This window comes from Microcoleus sp. PH2017_28_MFU_U_A, assembly GCF_020738035.1.
In the GTDB taxonomy this organism is placed as follows: domain Bacteria; phylum Cyanobacteriota; class Cyanobacteriia; order Cyanobacteriales; family Microcoleaceae; genus Microcoleus.
On sequence record NZ_JAEQCX010000038.1, the window covers coordinates 24,932 to 43,910 of the forward strand.

Consider the following 18,979-nt stretch of genomic DNA (forward strand, 5'->3'; position numbering starts at 1 on the left):
ATATGCACTCCAACTCTTAGTTTAGCACAATGCCCTGTAATCTCACCCCTCTACTGCTAATTCTGCCCTTGGACGTAAGTCCCACTTGAGTCGATCGGCAACATTTTAGTTAAATCTCTTTATACTTCTTGTAAAATGCGACTATTCAAACGCTCATATTCATCCTCTAGCAGCCACATTTTAGCAGCTTCGTAATTGTCACTAGAAAAAATAACTTTATAGTTTTGTGCCGGATTATAAATGCAAAATATCCCCGATCTTTCCTTAACTAACATCAGGATATAAGGAGGAGAGATCAGAGTATCAGCCCAGATTTCCGCAAACTCCCACTCAGTAGCGATCGCAGATAAGCCAACCTCATTTTCCGGTACAGGTAGTACGAGAAATCCCTCTCTATTATTGTCCCATTTCAAGTTATTTTTAATCCGATCGATGCACTCACTAACATTCTGTTGATATAGACTATCTATGCGATCGCAGTGCCATTCAAATATCACCACCCATTGAGGTTGCTCAGTCAGAATCAACTTGAGAAATTCATCAAAAGTTTTGCCTTCCCAATCTATCTCAGAACCATTCACCTCGGATTCTAGCAAGTCTAATCCTTTCCCTTGCAGCGAAAAATTAAGCCATTGCATACTTCCATAAGCGGCGGGTAAGCGCTTGATTATATGGGGCGGAATTTCCCGCTCTACTAATTTTATATATTTGCCCCAAAGGTAACACTTTTCACCTTGGGGATATTCTACACCACCCCAAGTAAAAGTTTCCTGATGACATTCTAAATACTCAAGAGTCTGTCTTGTCGAAAGTAATATTTCAAAACAGGCATCCATAATTTCTCCTTTAGTTAATCAACATCTCTGGGATACCACCAAAATTGTTGCAATCCAGATTCCCATCTTTTCTGTTCCCAATTGTAGCGGAATTCGTGGATATGCGGGTTGGGATGATCGAATGGGCGATCGTGATCCGTCCAATCGACTCTACCCCAAGGTACATTATAGCCATTAGCTTTCGGCCAAGTTGATGAGGGAAAGGTTGCTGACTGGCGGTAACAAATGCGATCGCTTCCATCTCTTTTTCCAAGTGTTGTATGGGGTTGTCCTTCTGCTAGTGGATCTGGTAAGGGGATATCCTCTCCCTGTATTGTTTGTTGTATCAGAGAGAATTCTGGTATATAATACTCGCTGTTTCTTGCCAGAATATTCTCCTTTTTATTAAGTGTAACGCGACTTACGCACTTCGACCAAAGAAACCGGGTTTTTTGCGCGGTTCAAGGGCTATAACCAAGTATTCTCGAAAAACCCGGTTTCTGACTACCCGTGCATCCAGGAGTATAAATAAACCCACTCCGGCTATACTAATTGAATGGCGATCGCCCCAACCAACTTATCAATCTCTGCCTCAGTGGTAAAATAGTGAACGCAAGCCCGCACGCAATCAGGATTCAGAATTGTCCGCACCATAATTCCCTGCTTCTCCAACAAATCGACAAGCTTTTTATGCGGCATCCCGTTAGTCAATCGAAACGAAACCAAACCCGCTTCCGGTGCCGAAGTCCGCAAACATTCTACATGGCTAATTTCCGACAAACGTTCCCAGAGATACTTGCTCAAACGGCAAATTTCTGCATACCTTTCCTCGATCGGACCCCATTCATGTTGCAGGGCGATCGCACTTCGCAAACCCGCATACAAAGGATAAGCCGAAGTCGCAATTTCGTAACGTTGAGTTCCCGGTTTAAAGCCAATCGGTTTAGCATTAGCATCCGTCACAATTCCCCGCCAACCGATAAACACCGGCTGCAAATCTGCCAAAGCTTCTGCACTTACATAGAGTCCACCCAAACCTTCCGGGCCGCACCACCATTTATGACCCGTGAAAGCATAAAAATCAACTCCCGACTCAATCAAATTCAAAGGCAAAACTCCCACAGATTGAGCCGCATCAACTAATACTCTGACTTTGTGATTCTGCACAGGCAAATCTTCTTGTCCCCCCCCTTGCCAAGGGGGGGTTAGGGGGGGTTCATAGCCTTCATGGCACACTTTCACAATCTCAGTCAGAGGCAAAACTTGGCCAGTATTCCACAAGATGTGACTGATTACCAACAAACGAGTATTCGGCTGCAAATAATCAGCAATTACCGCCACCGCATCGCCCTGATTCAAAGTAGCCGCCAACGGACAAACCGAAACCTCAAGGTTGAAACGGCGCTGAAGTTCCATTACACTAGCTACAATGCCCGGATGTTCGCAGTCAGAGAGCAATAAATGGTCGCCAGGATGCCAATCAATGCCCCACAGAGCAATATTGCAGCCGACGGTGACATCTTCAGTCAGGGCGATCGTTTCGGGAGGGACGGCTAACTCGTTTGCGATCGCACGTCGCGTCAGCATCGCCTCCTGAGCCACCCAAGCACCGATTTCCCCCGAAAACGGCCCCCCAAGCTGCACCCGCTTATAGGCCCCATAAATCGCCTCTAAAGCAGTCTCAGGCAACGGCCCTTGTCCGCCGTAGTTAAAATAAGCTTTATTGGCCAAAGCTGGAAATTGTTGCCGGTGTTTGTCCTTTGTCATTTTTTCTGGGGAATTAATTGATAACGTTAATATTGATAGAACTTACACCAATACTCCGGACAGTTCTTGGAACGATACTACAAGCTTTACAGGCTAAGGATCATGAAAAAGTCGAATTAAATGCAAGTCAGGGGTGGACATGAAGTCATTGGGCCATAGAAAAACTGTCCGAAGTATTGTTACACAATAACCCTAGGAATACGCAACTACGGGGATTGCCTCTACAAAATACTATATATGGACTGTGTGTGCGGCATGACAGATTGAATAAATATTAATGTCAAAAACTTCTCTCAAAAAGCCTTCTTACTTCTATCTTTTACATCCATGACATCTGTTACATCCGTTATATAATCGATTGCCAAACCTTCTATCTTTTACATCCGTGACATCCGTGACACAATCCGTTGACGAACCTTCTGTAAACACTAAATGTTAATAACTGACAAACTACTACTTTCCTATCAACGATGTAATCTCCGAGCATTTTTAGATATATTGGGAGATTGGAAACAACAAGATCCACCAAGTGACTTTTTGCTAAAATTGATGCGAGATAGCTCGACATACCAGCAGCAAACTTTAGAATCCGAAACCTACGAACAACCATATTATCCTAGAGGGGATTGGGCGGCTGGTGCGGCGGCTACTTTGAGTTTAATGCAGCAAGGAGTCGATCGCATTTATCGAGGAGTCCTTTGCCAAGATGAATTAGGTAAAACCAATGGTGAAACAGCTTCTATATCAGGGATTGACGGTCAATATTTGCCAGACATTGGCGAGATTCCCGAAACTTCAGTGCATCTTTCCTCCTCAATCCTGCACTCTTCCGAAATCACTCTCGTCAGTCGCCCGCACTTATTAATCAAACAGCCTGGAGATTCCAATTTTGGTAATTGGAGTTATGCGACAGCCGATATGTGGTTAAGTAAAAAACCAAAACTAGACTATCAAATTATTGCTGCTTTTCATGCGAAAGTCTTAGCTTCCATGCAGGGAACAATGCCCGAAACTGCGTGGCTGATGCTGCGGACAAAAGGGCTTTGGGCGGTGAATCTCTACCAGCGAATGCCTCAAATGTTCCAGATTTTGGATGAGTGCATTGAGATGTTAGAAAATCGGCAGAAACCGGAGGTTTTCATTTCTCGGCAAAAGTGTACTCTTTGCGGTTGGTATACGGCTTGTCACGAGGAAGCCGAATCGATTAAACATCTTTCGCTATTGCCGGGAGTTACGGCTAAGCGATATGCTATATTAAAAGTTCTAGGATTGACTGATTTAGCATCTTTGGCTAATGCTAATTCCGATTTATTAGCGAGTTATCCTGAGTTTGTGGCGGGAGTGGCTGTCGATGTGGTGCAACAAGCGCGATCGACTTTGTTAAATCAACCGTTTGTGCGAGAAGCAGGAAGTTCGGCAACGGATTTTGTAACGGATTTAACGGATGTCAAAGAAGGAAGTTCGGCAGCGGATTATGTAACGGATTTAACGGATGTTAAAGATAGAGGTTCGGCAACGACAGCGGTTAATCAGTTTATCAGAATACCAGAAGTTGCAGGGAATAGTTTAGTAATAGCTAAAATTGAGTCCGTAAAGATTACAGAAAATAAATCTGCTGCACCTTCTATACCTGCGCCGATTCTCCGCAAAAAACCAATTCCTTATTCACAATCTGTCTTTTTGCCGATCGCACCAATTGAACTATACTTTGATATTGAAGCCGAACCGGAGTTAAATTTAGATTATCTCCACGGAGTATTAGTTGTTGACAGGTACAACAACACTGAAAAATTCCACGGCTTCCTTGCAGAATCACCGGCTGAGGAAGGTGCAATCTGGGAGCAATTTTTAGAACTAATGTGGGCTTATCCCATTGCTCCGATTTTCCACTTTTGTGACTACGAAGTCAAGACTTTTAAGCGACTGGCTAAACTTTACAACACTCCAGCTTACTTGTGGAAGCCTGTGCTGAAAAGGTTTGTGGATATTCACAAGCAAGTGACGCAGCAAGCGATTATGCCGGTGGAAAGTTACGCACTCAAACCCATTGCGCGCTGGTTGGGTTTTGACTGGCGCGATGCTAAGGCTAACGGTGCTCAGTGTGTCTGTTGGTACGATGATTGGCTCAAAACGGGCGATCGCGATCTCTTGGAGGCGATCGTCCGCTACAATGAGGACGACTGTCGCGCTACTTACATCGTTAAAGATTGGTTGACTAATTTTTTGTTGAGTCAGAAACAGTAATTTTCTGATTGAACGAACCGCGAAGACGCAAAGGCCGCGAAGCAAGAAAGATAAGAAGATAGTAAGATGCACAATTTAGGGAAAATACTTATATTTATTGCCTGTTTTTTGATGGCAGCAACTGTTGCTATTTTTGTCAATCTTTCGGCCCAATCTTTCGCTGTTACCAAAATAGATTTTATCGGTAGGGCAATATTTCCAACAGGTTCTCCCTTTGGGGGGACAGAAATTGGCGGACTTTCGGGAATTACCTATGATGCGGAGAAACAAGTTTATTATGCTATTTCTGATGACCGCAGCAGCAAGGCTCCGGCGCGCTTCTATTCTCTGAAAATTAACTTGGCATCTGGTAAGCTGGAGAAAGACAATATTGAATTTACTGGTGTGACGACTTTATTAGATGAAAACGGTAAAAGTTTTCCCGAATTCAGTTTAGATCCCGAAGGGATAACTTTTACTGGCAAAAGCGTGTTTGTTTCTTCTGAGGGAGATGTCGATCGCCAAATCGCTCCTTTCATCAAAGAATTCTCCCTGGATGGTAAACTGCTCAAAACGCTACCAATTCCTGACCTATTTTTGCCCGATGCCAAAGGTACTAAAGGCATCCGCAACAATCTCGCCTTTGAAAACTTGACTCTAACTGCCGATCGCAAATACTTATTCACCGCCACCGAAAACGCTACAGTTCAAGATGGCGCCGTAACTTCCCTAGAAAAAGGCAGCCCGTGCCGGATTTTGCGGTACGATGCTGCGAGTGGCAATCCAGATGCCTCCTTTGCCTACATCACGGAACCGCTACCCCCTGGTGCCAATCCTGTGGGAAAATTAACTAGCAACGGTTTAGTGGATTTATTGGCGATCGACGACAAGCGCTTGATCAGTTTAGAGCGCGCTTTCTCCCTGGAAACCGGCACGACGATCAGAATTTTTGAGATTTCTTTGGAAAAAGCCGATCGCATTGAAGCACTCCCAAGCCTCAAAACCCGTATCAGCGAGGTTTCCCCCGCCCAAAAACGGCTGCTGCTGGATTTGGAAACTCTGAAAATTCCCCTAGACAACATTGAGGGCTTGACATTTGGCCCCGATTTAGCCGATGGTACCAGAGGCCTGATTTTGGTAAGCGACAACAACTTCAGTCCCCTGCAAGAGACTCAAATTTTGGGCTTCCAAATAAAAGTTCAAAAAACCTCTTGACAAACGGTGCAGTTATCTGCATAATAGAAATTGTGCCTGAAACAAAGGCAAAACGAGGGACAGTAGTTCAATTGGTTAGAGCACCGCCCTGTCACGGCGGAAGTTGCGGGTTCGAGCCCCGTCTGTCCCGTTCATAGCTGGTAGGAATCCCAGCAGTTTGATAGATTAGTAGGATCTACCGCAACTTAAATTTGCGCTGGAATTCCGCTAAAAATGAATATTAAGCCATCAAAAGATAGACAAGGTATCCGCCTGCAATTCACGGTTGAAGGTGTTCCATTTTCCTTCGCCCCTTTAAAAGGGGGGAAGTGGGAAAACAAGCGCGATCGGCAATTAGTCGCAGCTATTGCTACAAGAATTGAGAATGATGTTCTTGCTGGACATTTTGATTCGTCATTAGAAAAGTATCGACATAAAAGTAGCGCTGAAATTCCGCTAGCCAAAGGAGGACGGAAGTTAAAATGGCTCGACATTTGGGACAAGTGGGTTTTCTCCCTTGATCTGCCAAATTCTACCGCAGCCGACCATTATGCCTGTGTACGAGCTATGCTTGTCAAGGCAAAAAATCCCTCGCTCGATAATATTGAATGGCTTCAATTTAGCAAGCTAGCTGCCAGTACCTTTAACCGCCGATTATCGATGCTGCGATCGTGCCTGCTGTGGGCCCTAGAAGAAGGCTTTATTGAGCCAGTGGATAATCCCTTGAAGAAAGTTCGCTCCCGCATTACCACAGAAGATGAACGACGGCGATCGGACAAGAAAAAAGCGCCATTGTTAGACGCTGAAATCGAAAAAATATTAGATCATGTTGATCGGGTCTATATCACTTACGCACCGTTTGTGCGATTTTTACTTTTTTCGGGAGTGAGGACTGGGGAAGCTGTCGGGTTGACCTGGGACAGTGTTGATTTAGAAAAGCGCCTGATTTTTATCAGGCAGTCGGTGTCTCGGCAGCGGGGGAAATACCAGAAAATTTGTAAATCTCCCAAGACCAAAGAATCTGTCCGCACTTTGAAGATGTCCGATCGTGTCTTTGTTCTTTTTAGCTCAATAATTACCGAGAATGCTTGTGGTCTAATTTTTAAAAGCCCCAAGGGGCAAATTATAGATCATGGCAATTTTCGTTCTCAATGTTGGATACCCACATTATTGTTTTTGGATATTCCTTACAGAAAGCCCTACGCTACGCGACACACTCTTCTGAGTCAAGCCCTTGAAAGTGGCTTGTCGGTGCCACAAGTTGCTCAAATTGCTGGGCATCGCGACGGTAAAATGATCCTTCAGCACTACGGCCACGTTATAAATCAGCCACAATTGCCTTAGTTATAGTTAACCGAGAGTGGAATTGACTTGATGCCGGATTTGGCGATCGTCTTCATGCGATCGCAAAATCTTTGCCATCCCGAGAAATTTTTGAGCACGATGCACCCAGCACTTCCTGGCGCATTGGCATCGAAGTGAATCCCTAGCTCACTTCTGGTATTACCCAAGCTTGATACTGGATCCGGTGTGATGTGAAAGAAAAATCCTTCTATTCCTCGTGTCGGCAGCCAGTAGGGAGTTGTGGGGATTCTGTAGTCAAAGCCTGCTGGAATCGGCCCTTTTCCCCTTGCCCATTCATCGCCCGGCTGCTGCCATTGCTGGCAACCCGAAGTTGCTAGGTAGTCAATATGTTGTCCGTCGGGGTAAACCAATTTCAGGCTACCGTAAATCAGGTCATTGGACGCAGTTAGCGGCATCGTAAAGGCGAGTGAATGGCTCACGTGAGACTCCGTTATTTTTGCAGGGGTGACGGAGCCAAGAAAGCTCCTATGACGGCAATTATTGTAATTATTAATTCAATTAAGCTTGGTGGAATTGGCTGCGCCTCTAATATTACAATTATCAGTCCTAGACAAGAAACGAAAGCGCAAAGACATATACAAAACAATGCAATACGTAGTGAGATTTTGTCCATTAGTCTTTCCTGTTCTGGAATGTAATTTTGGAGACCCAATCGAGAATTTGAGCTATTTGTTCCCCTTGGAATTTCACCTGTTGAGCTTGCAATTTCATTTGCTGCGCCATGTGTTCCCGTTGCTTGACTGCTTCCTTTATCTCTATTTCCCTTAATCGAATTTCTTCTAAGTGTTCTTTTCTTTGCTGTTTTCTGGCTTGCCAGAAACTTATCGACAACCCAAGAAAAGCGACGATTAGCCCAAGGGAAGCAATTACGGTGGTAGCAATATCTGCCTTGATTAGGTCAACGAGCTTCTGCATTTTGAAGGGTTAGATATTCTTTTGCAACCACTGTTGTGTTAATGAAGAGTAGGGCCGCTGTAGGTACTGACTTCACCAGTTCTTCATCTATCTGAAGAAATCTCGGAGGTGTTGAGCAAAGAGCTCCATTCCATGTAAATGGGTAGTATTTGTCTTTCCCGCCGTCATATACCCCCCATCTTCTTAATCCAAACGGCTTGGCTTGCCAGTGCACCAAGCAAAAACTGCCTGCGAGGTGGAACTTGTCAATTATTGGATTGAAGTCCATCTTTAGCTCGAAGTCTGGGAGGTGTGGGTATGTTAGTTTTACCCGCCCTTTCTCTGTTTCTGCAACTACAATTGGTTTCATTTTTCTTGCTGACCATATTGATTCAATGATGGCGAAATACGGATTTCGCCATTCTTGAATTGGGAAGTGCTACGCGACTGGTTGTTCGGTCTGTCCTGTTTGTACTGGAGCGTCAATCTGCTCGCCGACCTGATTGACTAGGTTTTCTAAAGCCATGATGGCTTCGTTAAGCGAGGCTTCGTTTTGCCCAGAACCCCCGGTTCTTTCGTCCACTTGTTTCGTGTAATTGAAGTTGGCAGAAATTGCGGCTAAAATTACCCGTGCGAATCTTGGTTCCATTGGTTTAACTGGGTTTGATTGTTTGCTTGACTGGCTATCAAACGTATCTTTGACGTTGACTAGCTTCGTTTATTTTAAGGTATTTGTTGTGGATTGTCCACTAGGTTTTCAAGTTGTTCGGTGATGTCTTCTAACTGCCCAATAATATCATCAAAGCCTGGGCTGCTATCGTCACTTACAGCGATGATTCGACAGTGGAATCCTGTCGAAGGGTTTATCAATAGGCGCATCGAAAACAGGTCGTTCCGATATCGAAAACTTGGAATCCGAATGAAGTCGATTGTGTTTATAGAGCCCTGAAAAGCACACAGTCTTTCAATCAATGGTGCTTCTTGTATTCGAGAAAATAAAGCTACCGCTACCTCGACGAATTCCCCTGTTTCCACATATTCACCCGTGTCATCGGACTGGAAAACCAAGAACAATGTGTTCGGCGGAAACCAGTCCGTGTAAACCGGAGTAGCGGTGATGATTTGCGTGTCTATAATAACAGTAAGTGCAGGCATTTAGCCATAGTTTTCGCCGTGATAGGTCAAGCTCAAAGGGGATTTTGGTGATAAGAATGTGCTAGTAGAAGTATAATCGTACACCTCTTTTATTTGTTCGATTTGATTGTTGTCCCCTGGCGCGTAAGGGACGACGATCTTAAAGTTACTCTCGCCAGTCTTGTTGTCAGGTGAGCCGAAACACGCGGAGATATGACGCGGTTCCGCATTGCCAAGACGGTCAATCGTTGGGTTGTTGGTTGCCACTTGACGGGCTAAGAGTGACGGTGTTACGGGAGTTAATTCGTCGCCATTCTCATCGTAATATTGCCTTTGGTTGATTAAAGCGTCCTCTAACTTGTCCTGAGTGTATCTAATTTTTAAATCTCTACCCCTGACCGTTCTGCGCGTGTTAATTTTGCTGGCGCTACTCACTCAGACTCAACACCTACGATACAGACGTTTTCCACGCCGGACATCTCAGTATCATCCAAGAAATCGACGGCGGATTCGGCATCGTCAAACGACAGCAAATCGCACAAATCCGGCTCAATAGTGTTAGTTTTAGCTTCACGCAAATCTATCCAGTTAATAGAATTGCCCGACGCGCGCCGGACGGATTGATTCGCCCCGAAAAAGGAAATGATACCATCCGAATTGCATTCGGTTTTGAGTATGATAAATCTCATGAGTCCCTCAAGTTTAATTGAATGCGTTCTCCAATATTTTTATTGGTGACAATTTCTGGATTTTGGTTTATCTCATTCCAGAAATCAAGCCATTCCGGGGTTCCGGGTTGAAATGGATATTGGATTTTGTGTCCCTCCCCCGAAGCATCCCAGAGTAGCGCTTCCCTTGGTCGAACTGTTCGTGGCAAAGCGCAAAATCCTGCGCTTTGTGAAGAGTTGCTTTTGAATATTTCGGGCAAAAAAGACTCTTTCGCGAGCACCGATAACGATGCGAAAAAATAAGTTTTGCCCGTGTCCGTGACGTAATTTGCCCGGTACAGCATTACGGAGTAGCAGTAGGGAGAGCAGTGGGATTTTTAGAGGAAAATCGCTGGTCCCACTCCCCTCTGTATCCCAGGCACATTGTGTGCGGCACGGCTCGCAGCGCTAATCCACAAGCCCTAATCAATTCAGGATCGCGACTGCTCATGGGAACGAGCATTTCAGATTTTGCGGCCTTGATCTCTGAAGCCGCACCTGGGGTAGCCCCATCAGCTTTCTCGACAACTCTGCGGTTCTGTAGCATCACTACCCTGAATCGCCTGTGCTCGAAGGTCACTTGTCTGAATCCAGGGCATCTGGCACTTGACGTGTTGATTGGACCACCACTTGCAGTTAAGCAGTTGTTGATTGCTGTTGCGTACTGGGCATAAGGGATATTTCCTGCCAAGTTGGTAGCCATCTTGAAGGCTTTTGAAGCCATTTCAAACGAGCCGTCTGTTTCGTAGTTCATGCTACCCACATACGACGTTTCCTTCTCGCCTGCGTCGGTGTCCGTTATGGGTAGTGGCACAGGAGGCAACACGCTTGATGTGGGATCTAGTAAATCGATGATATTCCGCCAAGTCTCACCTTCAAGTGATACGCAAATAACCCGAGCAATTTGATTTAATTGGCCTGCAATAGTAGCCGACGCTGCTACTAAGTTAGTTTTGCTGGGAACAGGGATACTCACTGTTTTCCCCGCTTCAAACCAAAACTTAAGTTTTCTCGGGCTCCACGAGTATCCCTCTTCGTCTTCGCAGGGCACCCCCCTGGTATTGATCACGGTTCCGCCGACGGCGGCAATGATCGCATTAATCATTGCATCACTGGTGCCGTCCGGTATCTTGAACGTGTATTTGTAATTAAAAGTTTGAGTCGCCGTACCCCAGTCAGGAAGATAATTGTTTCCCCGGAAGGTAATGCCTTCAGGCCTTGCCATCGTTAGACCTCACTTGCTAATTCAAGTGCAACTGGCATCAGATCGAAGGCCAGATTGTACGACTGCCTTAACGTGCCAGGGGCTACATTAAGCCCGGAAGCGATCGACGGATTAGGCTTTGTAACCGTCGCTTTGGTAGGCCGCGCTGTTGGTGCTAGAGCCGTTAATGCTGAGTGAGTGCGATCGACAATTTGCCGAATCACCTCCATCCCGTTACCTGTAGTGGCATTTGCCTCAGCCTCTGAGAGGCCGGGGAGAGATGTGAGAGGAATACGGATTTCGCCAGCGGCCGTGTTGAATGTATATCCAGCGAAAATCTCGTTCGGTGCAATTTGCATAAATCGAAAGTCGAAGTGATCTGTTGACTCTTTAAGCCTAGCGAAAAGCGCCGTTTATGTCCGTTTTCTGAAGCAAAAACGACTCGTCGGGTTTAAAGGTAAAAACACTCGACGAACAGTTCGCGATGCTAGCTTCAGACGTTGATATGTAATAGGACAACATGCCATAATTATTTAAATATTTATTTATTGTAGGCAGCCCTTATGCAGTCAACCTTGATGACGGTAAAGATAACGAGCGACCTTCTGCTCAAGCTCAAACAGCGAGCTCTGAACGAAAAAAAGAAGATGTGGGAAGTCGTGGCAGACGCTTTAAATAAATATTTAAATACATAAATATTTTTATAAATATCAATTTATGTTACCTGTCGGTTGATCGGCAGGTATTTTTTTTATCGTGTATAGATGCAAAAAGAAAACAAAAGGCGCGCTCGAACTTATCCCAGCACTTTTTATGCGGGTGCCGGGGCGCAAGCAAATCCGCCCTCTTGTATTTCGCTTCGGAATTATTGCGCCAAGTATTTTTTGAGCAAGCCTCAGGTTTTGCGATTGCTCAAGAAAAAAGAGTTGTGCGCCGTAAGTTTCAAAAAAAAGCTTTTTATCGTTGACCAACTACCGGAGGAATAAGAAATAATGGGAGCACTTTACAACCTTAACCCCACACAGTCTCAACAACAGCCACCGCTGTCTCGAAATGCAAAAACCCCCGTTACTGTCAGTGTGACTACAACGGCATCGGTTGCGCTTGCCGCTAACGCTAGCAGAGCTAATTTCTCCTTTTATAACGCAGGCCCCGCCACGGTCTTCATGCGCGAAGGATCGACCGTAACTCCCCTCCTTCACGAACAGCCAGTGCCTGCCGGGTATCACTATGATAGTGAGCCAAGTGCTTTTCGCTATACGGGGGCTGTGAGCTTGGTTACGGCGTCTGGGACGGCAAGTGTGATGATGAGCGAGGCCACTGTTTAATGGGGACAATTACTAACTTAAATAGTGGTGTAGCAGGTCTTCAATTTAAAGTTGTAAATACAACTATTCCTGCTACGGCGTCGGGTCAGACGGGTGTCGATCTCAGTCCGATTTTTGGCGCTGGCTTCGATTATTCGAGAATCAGGGCTGTAAGTGCAGTCGCTACTACGGGGCCTCTCCGTGTTTTTCCTGGAGGCATTGGTTTGCCAGGGCATAGTTACTTCCTGTCAGTATCGAATAATTTTATTCTTGTTCGCACAACGACTGATTCTGCGTCGATCCTGAAGATACCAGTAAGAGTTATTATTTGGTATGAATAATCATGCCTTCTGAACCTTTATTCACAAACTTTTTCGGCGCCGGCGCAACCCAAACCGCCACCCAAGTCATTATCCTAAAAAATGATTTAGTTGCACCAGTCGGGCTGACCCCTAGCTATGATTTTACTCCTACTGTAAGCAACCGCAGTGAACAATTAGCTCTCACGTTGATTCTGCGGTGGCTGCGAAATCAAGACCAAAGTACGGATTCTCAATTTGTTATTAAGCCATTTGAACAAACCCTAGAATTTCGATTCAACAAATGGCAGCGAAGGTATGTTAGTGAGATTGAGGTATTCCAGGATGATACTGTTTCCACATTCCCTAATCCCAATTTAATTTAGTATGGCGATCGATAAACCTCTTACTTCATTCTTCGGCGCTACGGCGACTCAAACAGCGACGACTGTAACCTTCACCAAGGCTGACTTGCGAAGCTTGCGGACTCCGCCAGCTTTTACCGCCCTAGCACCTCTCTTGATTAACACCGGCGAGAGTTTGGTTACAGCCATCTTGTTGCGCTCATGGGAAGAGCAAGATACTAGCCAGGATTCTCAACTGTCAATATTTGGACCAGAGGTTTCGCTGGTGGAAGTTGTCTCAGATGGCGTCGCGAAGCCTTTCGAGCAGTACGTTTTTCAAGTTCGGATTTTAGTGCCGCGAGGCGTGGCAATGCCGAATCCGAACTCTATTTAGTTTAAGTGAATGACAGGTGAAAATTATGGCAGCAGGCTCTCAACCAGTTTACGGTCAATTTGACTCTGCTAGCGGTGGCTACACGGCAATTGGTGGACCTCAATTGCAGTCATATCAGGTTATCGGCACAGTTACCGCAGGACCTCCGATTATTACAGATCCAAAAACAGGAAAACCATATCCTCCGAATTATGTCCCCGATGAACAAGCTCCGGGAACTCATGAGATGTGGACTCCAGGTTCTTCTCTTGCTGAGGCTAAAAAATTGCAGGTTGCTCGATTACAGGAATTTACTCGATCGGCTATTGAGTCCGCAGTTCGCCCTCTAGAAGAAAAGCTCGTGGGACAGCTTGAAAAAGGAGTAGATCAGTATGGACAAGCTGTTCAGAATCTAGGTTCTCAATTTGGCAAAGACCCCGGGAAAGCTGTCAGTAACTTGCTAGGTGGCGGCGCCGCTCAGTTAGCTGGAGGTGCGACGAAAATTGGAAGCCAGGCAATTCAGTCCGGTCAACAACTTGCAGGACAAGCCCTGAAAAGTGGCCAGCAACTTGCAGGACAAGTTTCCGCATCTTTTGGTGGCGGGACGCCTCAGGCAAAGTTTAATAGTGGCAGTGGCGGTGGGATGACTTCGGCACTTGTTTCCAAGGCTCCTGAACGGGCACTTACTGGCGGGACTGGGCCGGTATTTACTAGCGGAGCTAGGAGGAATTAAATGGCGATCGATATGCCCGATCGCCTTTCTCAAATTGCAGCCAGAATCACTCCGGCAACTAGCAATCAGGAAGCGATTTTATATACCCCAAGCAACGCATCTGTACTCGGAACAAACATCAATTACCAAGGGCATATGGCGGTGATTCGAGTAGCCTGCTATCTCGATTCAGTACCTCCAACTTTTGCGCCGATGATCCTTGCTACCGATACGCTGGCACAGAAAGAGCAAAAGAATCAGATGTTTCGTGCAAATCCCAAAAAAGGGCTGCTTGTTTCCTTACAAAATCCAAGCGGTCAAAACTTTGAAGTGGGAATGATTGACCTCTACAATGTGAAGCCAATTTTTCTTACTGGGATTAACGAATTTTTCACTGATTTAGAATTCTACGGTATTAGGTTCGGTTGGAGAATCCATGCAATGGTAGTCGATCGAGGGCATGGATTGCTCCAAAATAATACCGGCGGACAGCAGAATGACTGGGTATCGATTACCGGATACGTCGTAGAGAAGTCGAGTTTTTTGCAAGACCACAACAATATTGTTTATAACTATGTTGTATGAATTGTTGTAATAATCTTAACCGAGGTGTTGGTGTCCCGTCTGTTTCTGTTGGCGAGCGTCCAATAGAACGCTTGACGGATGATTTTCCTACGACAGTTACTGTTTCGACATCCTCAACAACTCTTTTGACTGCAAATCCTAACAGAAGGATAATTAAGATTTATTGCTTGTCTTTGACAGTCCCTTCGGCTGAGGTTTGGATCAGATATGGAACTGGTGCGACATTGCTTGATTCTTCGCATCCTTTACTTTTTAAGAATTTACTGATTGTTGATTCTGGTCAGGCTGCAAATGCAATTTCTGCTATTTGCTCGGCTGGTACGGCGCAGTTGAGGGTAAGTTCAGCGGAGAGAGTATGAGGAGGCAGGGAAATAGAAATCTTGGGGTTTATGCGCCCCCAACTGGGGGGGATAGTATTCGGCGGTCTACACAGGTCGATCTTGATTTAATGAGTAGACTCAACAATATCCAGTCAGGTAGGGAACTGGGCATTACTCAGGTATTGATAGACCCTAACGAAGGGAGTGTGCAGCGGTCTAGTCAAGTCGGCCTTGACCTGATAAATAGAATCAATAATATTAGTAAGGATTTCGAGGGAATGATTCGTCAGGGATGGGGCGGAAATATTGCCGATCTCACCCCTTTGCTTAATCCCTCTCCTTCTCCTTCTCCTTCTCCTTCTAGTCTGACTTCTTTTCCTTCCCTGCCACTAGGAAGCCTAACTGCAACTCAAATTGATAGGGCAATGGAGTTTAGATCTTGTGGAGATTTTTGCGTTACTTTGTACAATCTCTGGGAGGGGCAATGGTCTACTCAGCGTATTTGCTGGAACTCTTCTGGCTGGGTATCTGACACTTGGAATGATGGAGTCAGACACGACACCTTAAATTCGTGGTACGGATCTTTCTACTGGAACAGCACTGGAATGCCTGAAGATTATTTCATTGTAGATACAAATACTAGATTGCTGTGTTTTCCCCAGATCTCTTCCGTTCCCCCTTCGACTTTGCCACCTAAATATTTCGACGGCTCCGACGTTGATTCGGTTATGGCTTTATGGTAAATCCCTGCCCTAACGGATTTTGTGTAAACTGGCATTATAACGATCCTTATGACGGCGTCCAAGGCAGGGTAGAGCCTATGTGTTACTACGGTCGTCCCGTCGACGAAGTTAGGTTTCGTCCTGATGGAACTGTGTTTGATTTCCCCACTGGCAAAATAGAATGGGGATGGGAGTCTGGCTACATAGAACGAGTCTATGAGGGCGATAGCTACACGAGCTTGGGTGAATGTCAGCGGGCCTACCAAGATTGGGCAAGCTCTACCGACGATTATTTCACGATCGACCCTGATACTAGAATTCGCTGTTTTTCCCCTTCCGCTCCTACCCCCCCTCCTTCTCTTATTCTCCGCGGTACTGCTTCACCCCCTCCCCCCCCTCCTAGAAAAATGTGCGGATGCGACTGTAACACTATTGCTTCGATAATTGCCGAACACATGGCAGAAAAGCAAAGACTGCTTGACGCTATTAAAGGGCACATTGATAGCCGAGCTGTCGAGCAATTGCAACATATTAATAAAATGCTTCAAGATATTGATATGGATCTCGATTTGCAGCCCGTAATTGACGAAGTTAAACGGGTTGAGAAAAACCTTTGGAATGGAATTAATGGAGTATAAATGCCAGCACCACTCGCTTTCATTCCGCTAGCAATTAAGCTCGGTGTCGGTGCTGCTAAGGCGGCTACTGCAACTAAGGTGGCGACTGCCGCCGGTGTGGGAGCGAAAGTCGGCCTTGGGGTGCTCCCGCTGACGGCGGCACCGATCGTCCCTGTAGCGAAAGTTGTCGCCACGGGGGCGGCCGCTGCCAAAGTATCTGTTGTCACCGGTGCTGTACCGCTTGGCTTGAAAAGTGCGGCTGTAACAGGCATGACGGCCAAAGTGTCCGCTGGACTTGGTAGTGGAAAAATTGGACAGGTGCTCGGCATCGCTGCCTTAAAAGGCGTCGCGGCGGTTCAAGTAGACCAAGCTTTGAAGGGAGATCAGAAACCTAAAGTTGCCACGCGCGCACCGATCGGCGACCCCAGGCAAGCAAATCGAACTCAAACTCAGCCTCAAACGCGATCGCCGATCAGCGACCCCAGACAAGCGAATCGAACTCAAACCCAGCCTCAAACTATTGGAAGGGCAGATCCTTTCGCGCCGATCGCCCCTGAGTTTGATGAGCCTACGATTGGGTCGCGATCGCCGAAAATGTCTCCCATCAAGGGCCTCGATACAACACCCGCAGGAGCGCTGAGTATTCCCGGTGGCAAAGCAGGAGGCCGGATAAACTTAGGTGCGATCGACTCTTCTAGGCAAGGACTGTCTACACCTACATCTCTCGATCAGGTCGAGAAAGGTGGGATTAATTTATTGACTCCAATTGTTGACTTTCTGAAGGGATTAGATTTAGATATCCAAGAATTAAAAAATCCAGATTTTAGCCCATTGTTGGAACAAATCCAGCAAATGATTAATCCAATATCAGAACAGGTAAAGGAACTACCTAAAACTATTTTGTCTGGAATCACCGAACTGCTTAATCCTATTGTCGGCTTGATTACTACCACGTTAGAAGGAGTAATCAAAATTCCTCAGTTGAATGCTGATGCTATGATTGAGACAATAGCTCCCCTGCTTTTAGGTCTTCTGATTCTAGAATCGCTTTTTGAAAATCTGACAGACACTATTAAGGGGTTAAACCTAAAAATGCAGGTAGAAATTCCGCAGGGCTTAGCAATGCAAGTGGAGGTTCCGCAGGGGCTGGCGATGCAAATGGAAGTTCCGCAGGGGCTGGCGATGCAAATGGAGGTTCCTCAAGGCTTGGCGATGCAAGTAGAAGTTCCCCAAGGCTTGGCGATGCAAGTAGAAGTTCCCCAAGGCTTAGCGATGCAAGTGGAAGTTCCGCAGACTTTGACTGTGGCGACAGACTTACCTAATCCGGACATTGAAACTAAGTTGAAGAAGCTTCAGAAAACGGCGGAGGAGACTAAGAAAGAATTAGAAAAATGCTGCAAAGATATTGCCGACAAGTTGAAGAAGAAGAAAAAAGAAGATGATGACAGGTTCCCAGAATTCAAAAACTCGGGTTCCATCGAATGCGACGGCGTGACGATTCCTTACAGTTATTCTGGCCCGGGTTTGGTAGGGCTGCACAAACAGTTAGATGTGATTCTAGGTGTCAATAAGATGGCACTCAAGAAAATTTGCGATATAGAATATTCGGCGTCGTTTCCTGATATTTTTGGTGGCGGAACTTACGCCTGTGGTAGCACTGTTTTTAATTATGATTATTCCGGCGCTGGCTTGCTTGGATTGAGCGACCAAGTTGAAGAGTTGACGGCGCTAAATAAAAAAATACTGGCGGAGGTTTGCGGCGACGATATTGACATTGCTGGCGAAATTGATTTTGTGGATTGCAATGGCGGTACACAGGTTTTGCTTTATAACGGCGATGGGATTGCCGGCTTGTCGAGCCAAATTTCAGCGTTTACCGAGCTGCAAAAATTGTCTTACGCCAAAGCCTGCGAGCCTCCGACTTGCTACCCAGTCCAGCCCGGGGATGAATTCGCAGAGTTTGACGTACCGAGGCAATTGGTGCTCACTTGGGGGCAAAATTATCCCAAGCAAACCGGCAGTTTGTGGCACACTCAAATCCCGAATCCCCGCGAGGATTTGGAATGGTGCCGCGATTTCGACAACTTGATTTACACAAAGGGGAATGTCTACGGCCGACTACTTTGGGGCTCTTCCAAAATCAAATCTGGTGTGCGTGCCGAGACAGAGGAAGAGGCGGAAAGGATTCTAGATTTGATAGATGGTTTGTCTGTTTCCGAAGGTAAGCTGCGGATAACAAAAGGCGGCGCGGTCAAACTAAATCCGGCAGTTCGATCGGTGCGCTGTGTTCGCGCTGCGATCGCACAGCTCGGCACGAATGGGGTTGCTGAGACAGTAAAATGCTTCGTTCCGCCGATCGAGGGGTGCTAATTGGACAAGGGAAAGTGTCCCAAAAAT

The 18,979-nt window shown here is 46.0% G+C and carries 21 protein-coding genes and 1 tRNA gene; 11 read left to right on the forward strand and 11 right to left on the reverse strand.

What is annotated here, in order from left to right; all coding sequences use genetic code 11:
• Positions 1–119: 119 nt before the first annotated feature.
• Both JGK14_RS34010 and JGK14_RS07895 read right to left on the reverse strand, forming a co-directional pair.
• Positions 120–836 carry a hypothetical protein gene (locus JGK14_RS34010; protein WP_442921439.1) on the reverse strand — a complete coding sequence of 239 codons (717 nt, stop codon included), beginning with the start codon at positions 834–836 and terminating at the stop codon, positions 120–122.
• 522 nt (positions 837–1,358) lie between these two features.
• Positions 1,359–2,582 (reverse strand): aminotransferase class V-fold PLP-dependent enzyme, encoded by a 1,224-nt coding sequence (locus tag JGK14_RS07895; RefSeq protein ID WP_325314928.1) that lies wholly within the window; start codon positions 2,580–2,582, stop codon positions 1,359–1,361.
• 432 nt (positions 2,583–3,014) lie between these two features.
• Here JGK14_RS07895 and JGK14_RS07900 point away from each other — a divergent pair, with 432 nt between their 5' ends.
• From JGK14_RS07900 to JGK14_RS07915, 4 genes are all read left to right on the forward strand, one after another.
• Positions 3,015–4,826, forward strand: a complete 1,812-nt coding sequence (locus JGK14_RS07900; RefSeq protein ID WP_293197295.1) for a TM0106 family RecB-like putative nuclease — start codon at positions 3,015–3,017, stop codon at positions 4,824–4,826.
• A gap of 66 nt (positions 4,827–4,892) precedes the next feature.
• Positions 4,893–6,020 (forward strand): esterase-like activity of phytase family protein, encoded by a 1,128-nt coding sequence (locus JGK14_RS07905; RefSeq protein WP_325314929.1) that lies wholly within the window; start codon positions 4,893–4,895, stop codon positions 6,018–6,020.
• 56 nt (positions 6,021–6,076) lie between these two features.
• Positions 6,077–6,150 (forward strand) — tRNA-Asp (locus JGK14_RS07910).
• 83 nt (positions 6,151–6,233) lie between these two features.
• Positions 6,234–7,343: a site-specific integrase gene (locus JGK14_RS07915; protein ID WP_293324442.1), complete on the forward strand. Its 1,110-nt coding sequence runs from the start codon at positions 6,234–6,236 to the stop codon at positions 7,341–7,343.
• Here JGK14_RS07915 and JGK14_RS07920 read toward each other — a convergent pair.
• The 9 genes from JGK14_RS07920 to JGK14_RS07960 form a co-directional block, all read right to left on the reverse strand.
• Positions 7,340–7,783, reverse strand: a complete 444-nt coding sequence (locus JGK14_RS07920; RefSeq protein ID WP_293324444.1) for a L,D-transpeptidase — start codon at positions 7,781–7,783, stop codon at positions 7,340–7,342. The two genes, JGK14_RS07915 and JGK14_RS07920, sit on opposite strands and share 4 nt — an antisense overlap.
• 193 nt (positions 7,784–7,976) lie before the next feature.
• Complete coding sequence (locus JGK14_RS07925; RefSeq protein WP_293179392.1) at positions 7,977–8,279, reverse strand: hypothetical protein; 303 nt, start codon at positions 8,277–8,279, stop codon at positions 7,977–7,979.
• On the reverse strand, positions 8,263–8,628 hold the full coding sequence (locus JGK14_RS07930) for a hypothetical protein (RefSeq protein ID WP_293324447.1): 366 nt from the start codon (positions 8,626–8,628) through the stop codon (positions 8,263–8,265). Before JGK14_RS07930 ends, JGK14_RS07925 begins: the two co-directional genes overlap by 17 nt.
• Positions 8,629–8,697: 69 nt before the next feature.
• A complete protein-coding gene (locus JGK14_RS07935; RefSeq protein WP_293213943.1) occupies positions 8,698–8,907 on the reverse strand; it encodes a hypothetical protein in 210 nt (69 codons plus the stop codon).
• A 74-nt stretch (positions 8,908–8,981) separates the two neighbouring features.
• The gene (locus JGK14_RS07940; protein ID WP_293179401.1) at positions 8,982–9,413 is read right to left on the reverse strand and encodes a hypothetical protein; all 432 of its coding nucleotides are present in this window, start codon (positions 9,411–9,413) and stop codon (positions 8,982–8,984) included.
• Entirely contained in the window at positions 9,414–9,827 is a 414-nt protein-coding gene (locus JGK14_RS07945; RefSeq protein ID WP_293324450.1) for a hypothetical protein, read from the reverse strand.
• Positions 9,824–10,081 carry a hypothetical protein gene (locus JGK14_RS07950; RefSeq protein ID WP_293218724.1) on the reverse strand — a complete coding sequence of 86 codons (258 nt, stop codon included), beginning with the start codon at positions 10,079–10,081 and terminating at the stop codon, positions 9,824–9,826. The genes JGK14_RS07945 and JGK14_RS07950 overlap by 4 nt, the downstream gene beginning before the upstream one ends.
• A 322-nt stretch (positions 10,082–10,403) precedes the next feature.
• Positions 10,404–11,324, reverse strand: a complete 921-nt coding sequence (locus JGK14_RS07955) for a hypothetical protein (RefSeq protein ID WP_293324454.1) — start codon at positions 11,322–11,324, stop codon at positions 10,404–10,406.
• A 2-nt stretch (positions 11,325–11,326) separates the two neighbouring features.
• Positions 11,327–11,662, reverse strand: a complete 336-nt coding sequence (locus JGK14_RS07960; RefSeq protein ID WP_293324458.1) for a hypothetical protein — start codon at positions 11,660–11,662, stop codon at positions 11,327–11,329.
• Between the two features lie 1,291 nt (positions 11,663–12,953).
• On the opposite strand from JGK14_RS07960, the gene JGK14_RS07965 reads away from it, so the two are divergent.
• From JGK14_RS07965 to JGK14_RS07995, 7 genes are all read left to right on the forward strand, one after another.
• A complete protein-coding gene (locus tag JGK14_RS07965; protein ID WP_293179417.1) occupies positions 12,954–13,295 on the forward strand; it encodes a hypothetical protein in 342 nt (113 codons plus the stop codon).
• 1 nt (position 13,296) lies between these two features.
• Complete coding sequence (locus JGK14_RS07970) at positions 13,297–13,647, forward strand: hypothetical protein (protein ID WP_293179420.1); 351 nt, start codon at positions 13,297–13,299, stop codon at positions 13,645–13,647.
• Between the two features lie 25 nt (positions 13,648–13,672).
• Positions 13,673–14,359: a hypothetical protein gene (locus JGK14_RS07975; RefSeq protein ID WP_293179423.1), complete on the forward strand. Its 687-nt coding sequence runs from the start codon at positions 13,673–13,675 to the stop codon at positions 14,357–14,359.
• A complete protein-coding gene (locus tag JGK14_RS07980) occupies positions 14,360–14,923 on the forward strand; it encodes a hypothetical protein (RefSeq protein WP_293179426.1) in 564 nt (187 codons plus the stop codon).
• Positions 14,924–15,371: 448 nt separating this feature from the next.
• Positions 15,372–15,986 carry a hypothetical protein gene (locus tag JGK14_RS07985; protein ID WP_293179429.1) on the forward strand — a complete coding sequence of 205 codons (615 nt, stop codon included), beginning with the start codon at positions 15,372–15,374 and terminating at the stop codon, positions 15,984–15,986.
• Positions 15,987–16,063: 77 nt separating this feature from the next.
• On the forward strand, positions 16,064–16,603 hold the full coding sequence (locus JGK14_RS07990) for a hypothetical protein (protein WP_325314930.1): 540 nt from the start codon (positions 16,064–16,066) through the stop codon (positions 16,601–16,603).
• The gene (locus JGK14_RS07995; RefSeq protein ID WP_325314931.1) at positions 16,604–18,952 is read left to right on the forward strand and encodes a hypothetical protein; all 2,349 of its coding nucleotides are present in this window, start codon (positions 16,604–16,606) and stop codon (positions 18,950–18,952) included.
• Positions 18,953–18,979 lie beyond the last annotated feature (27 nt).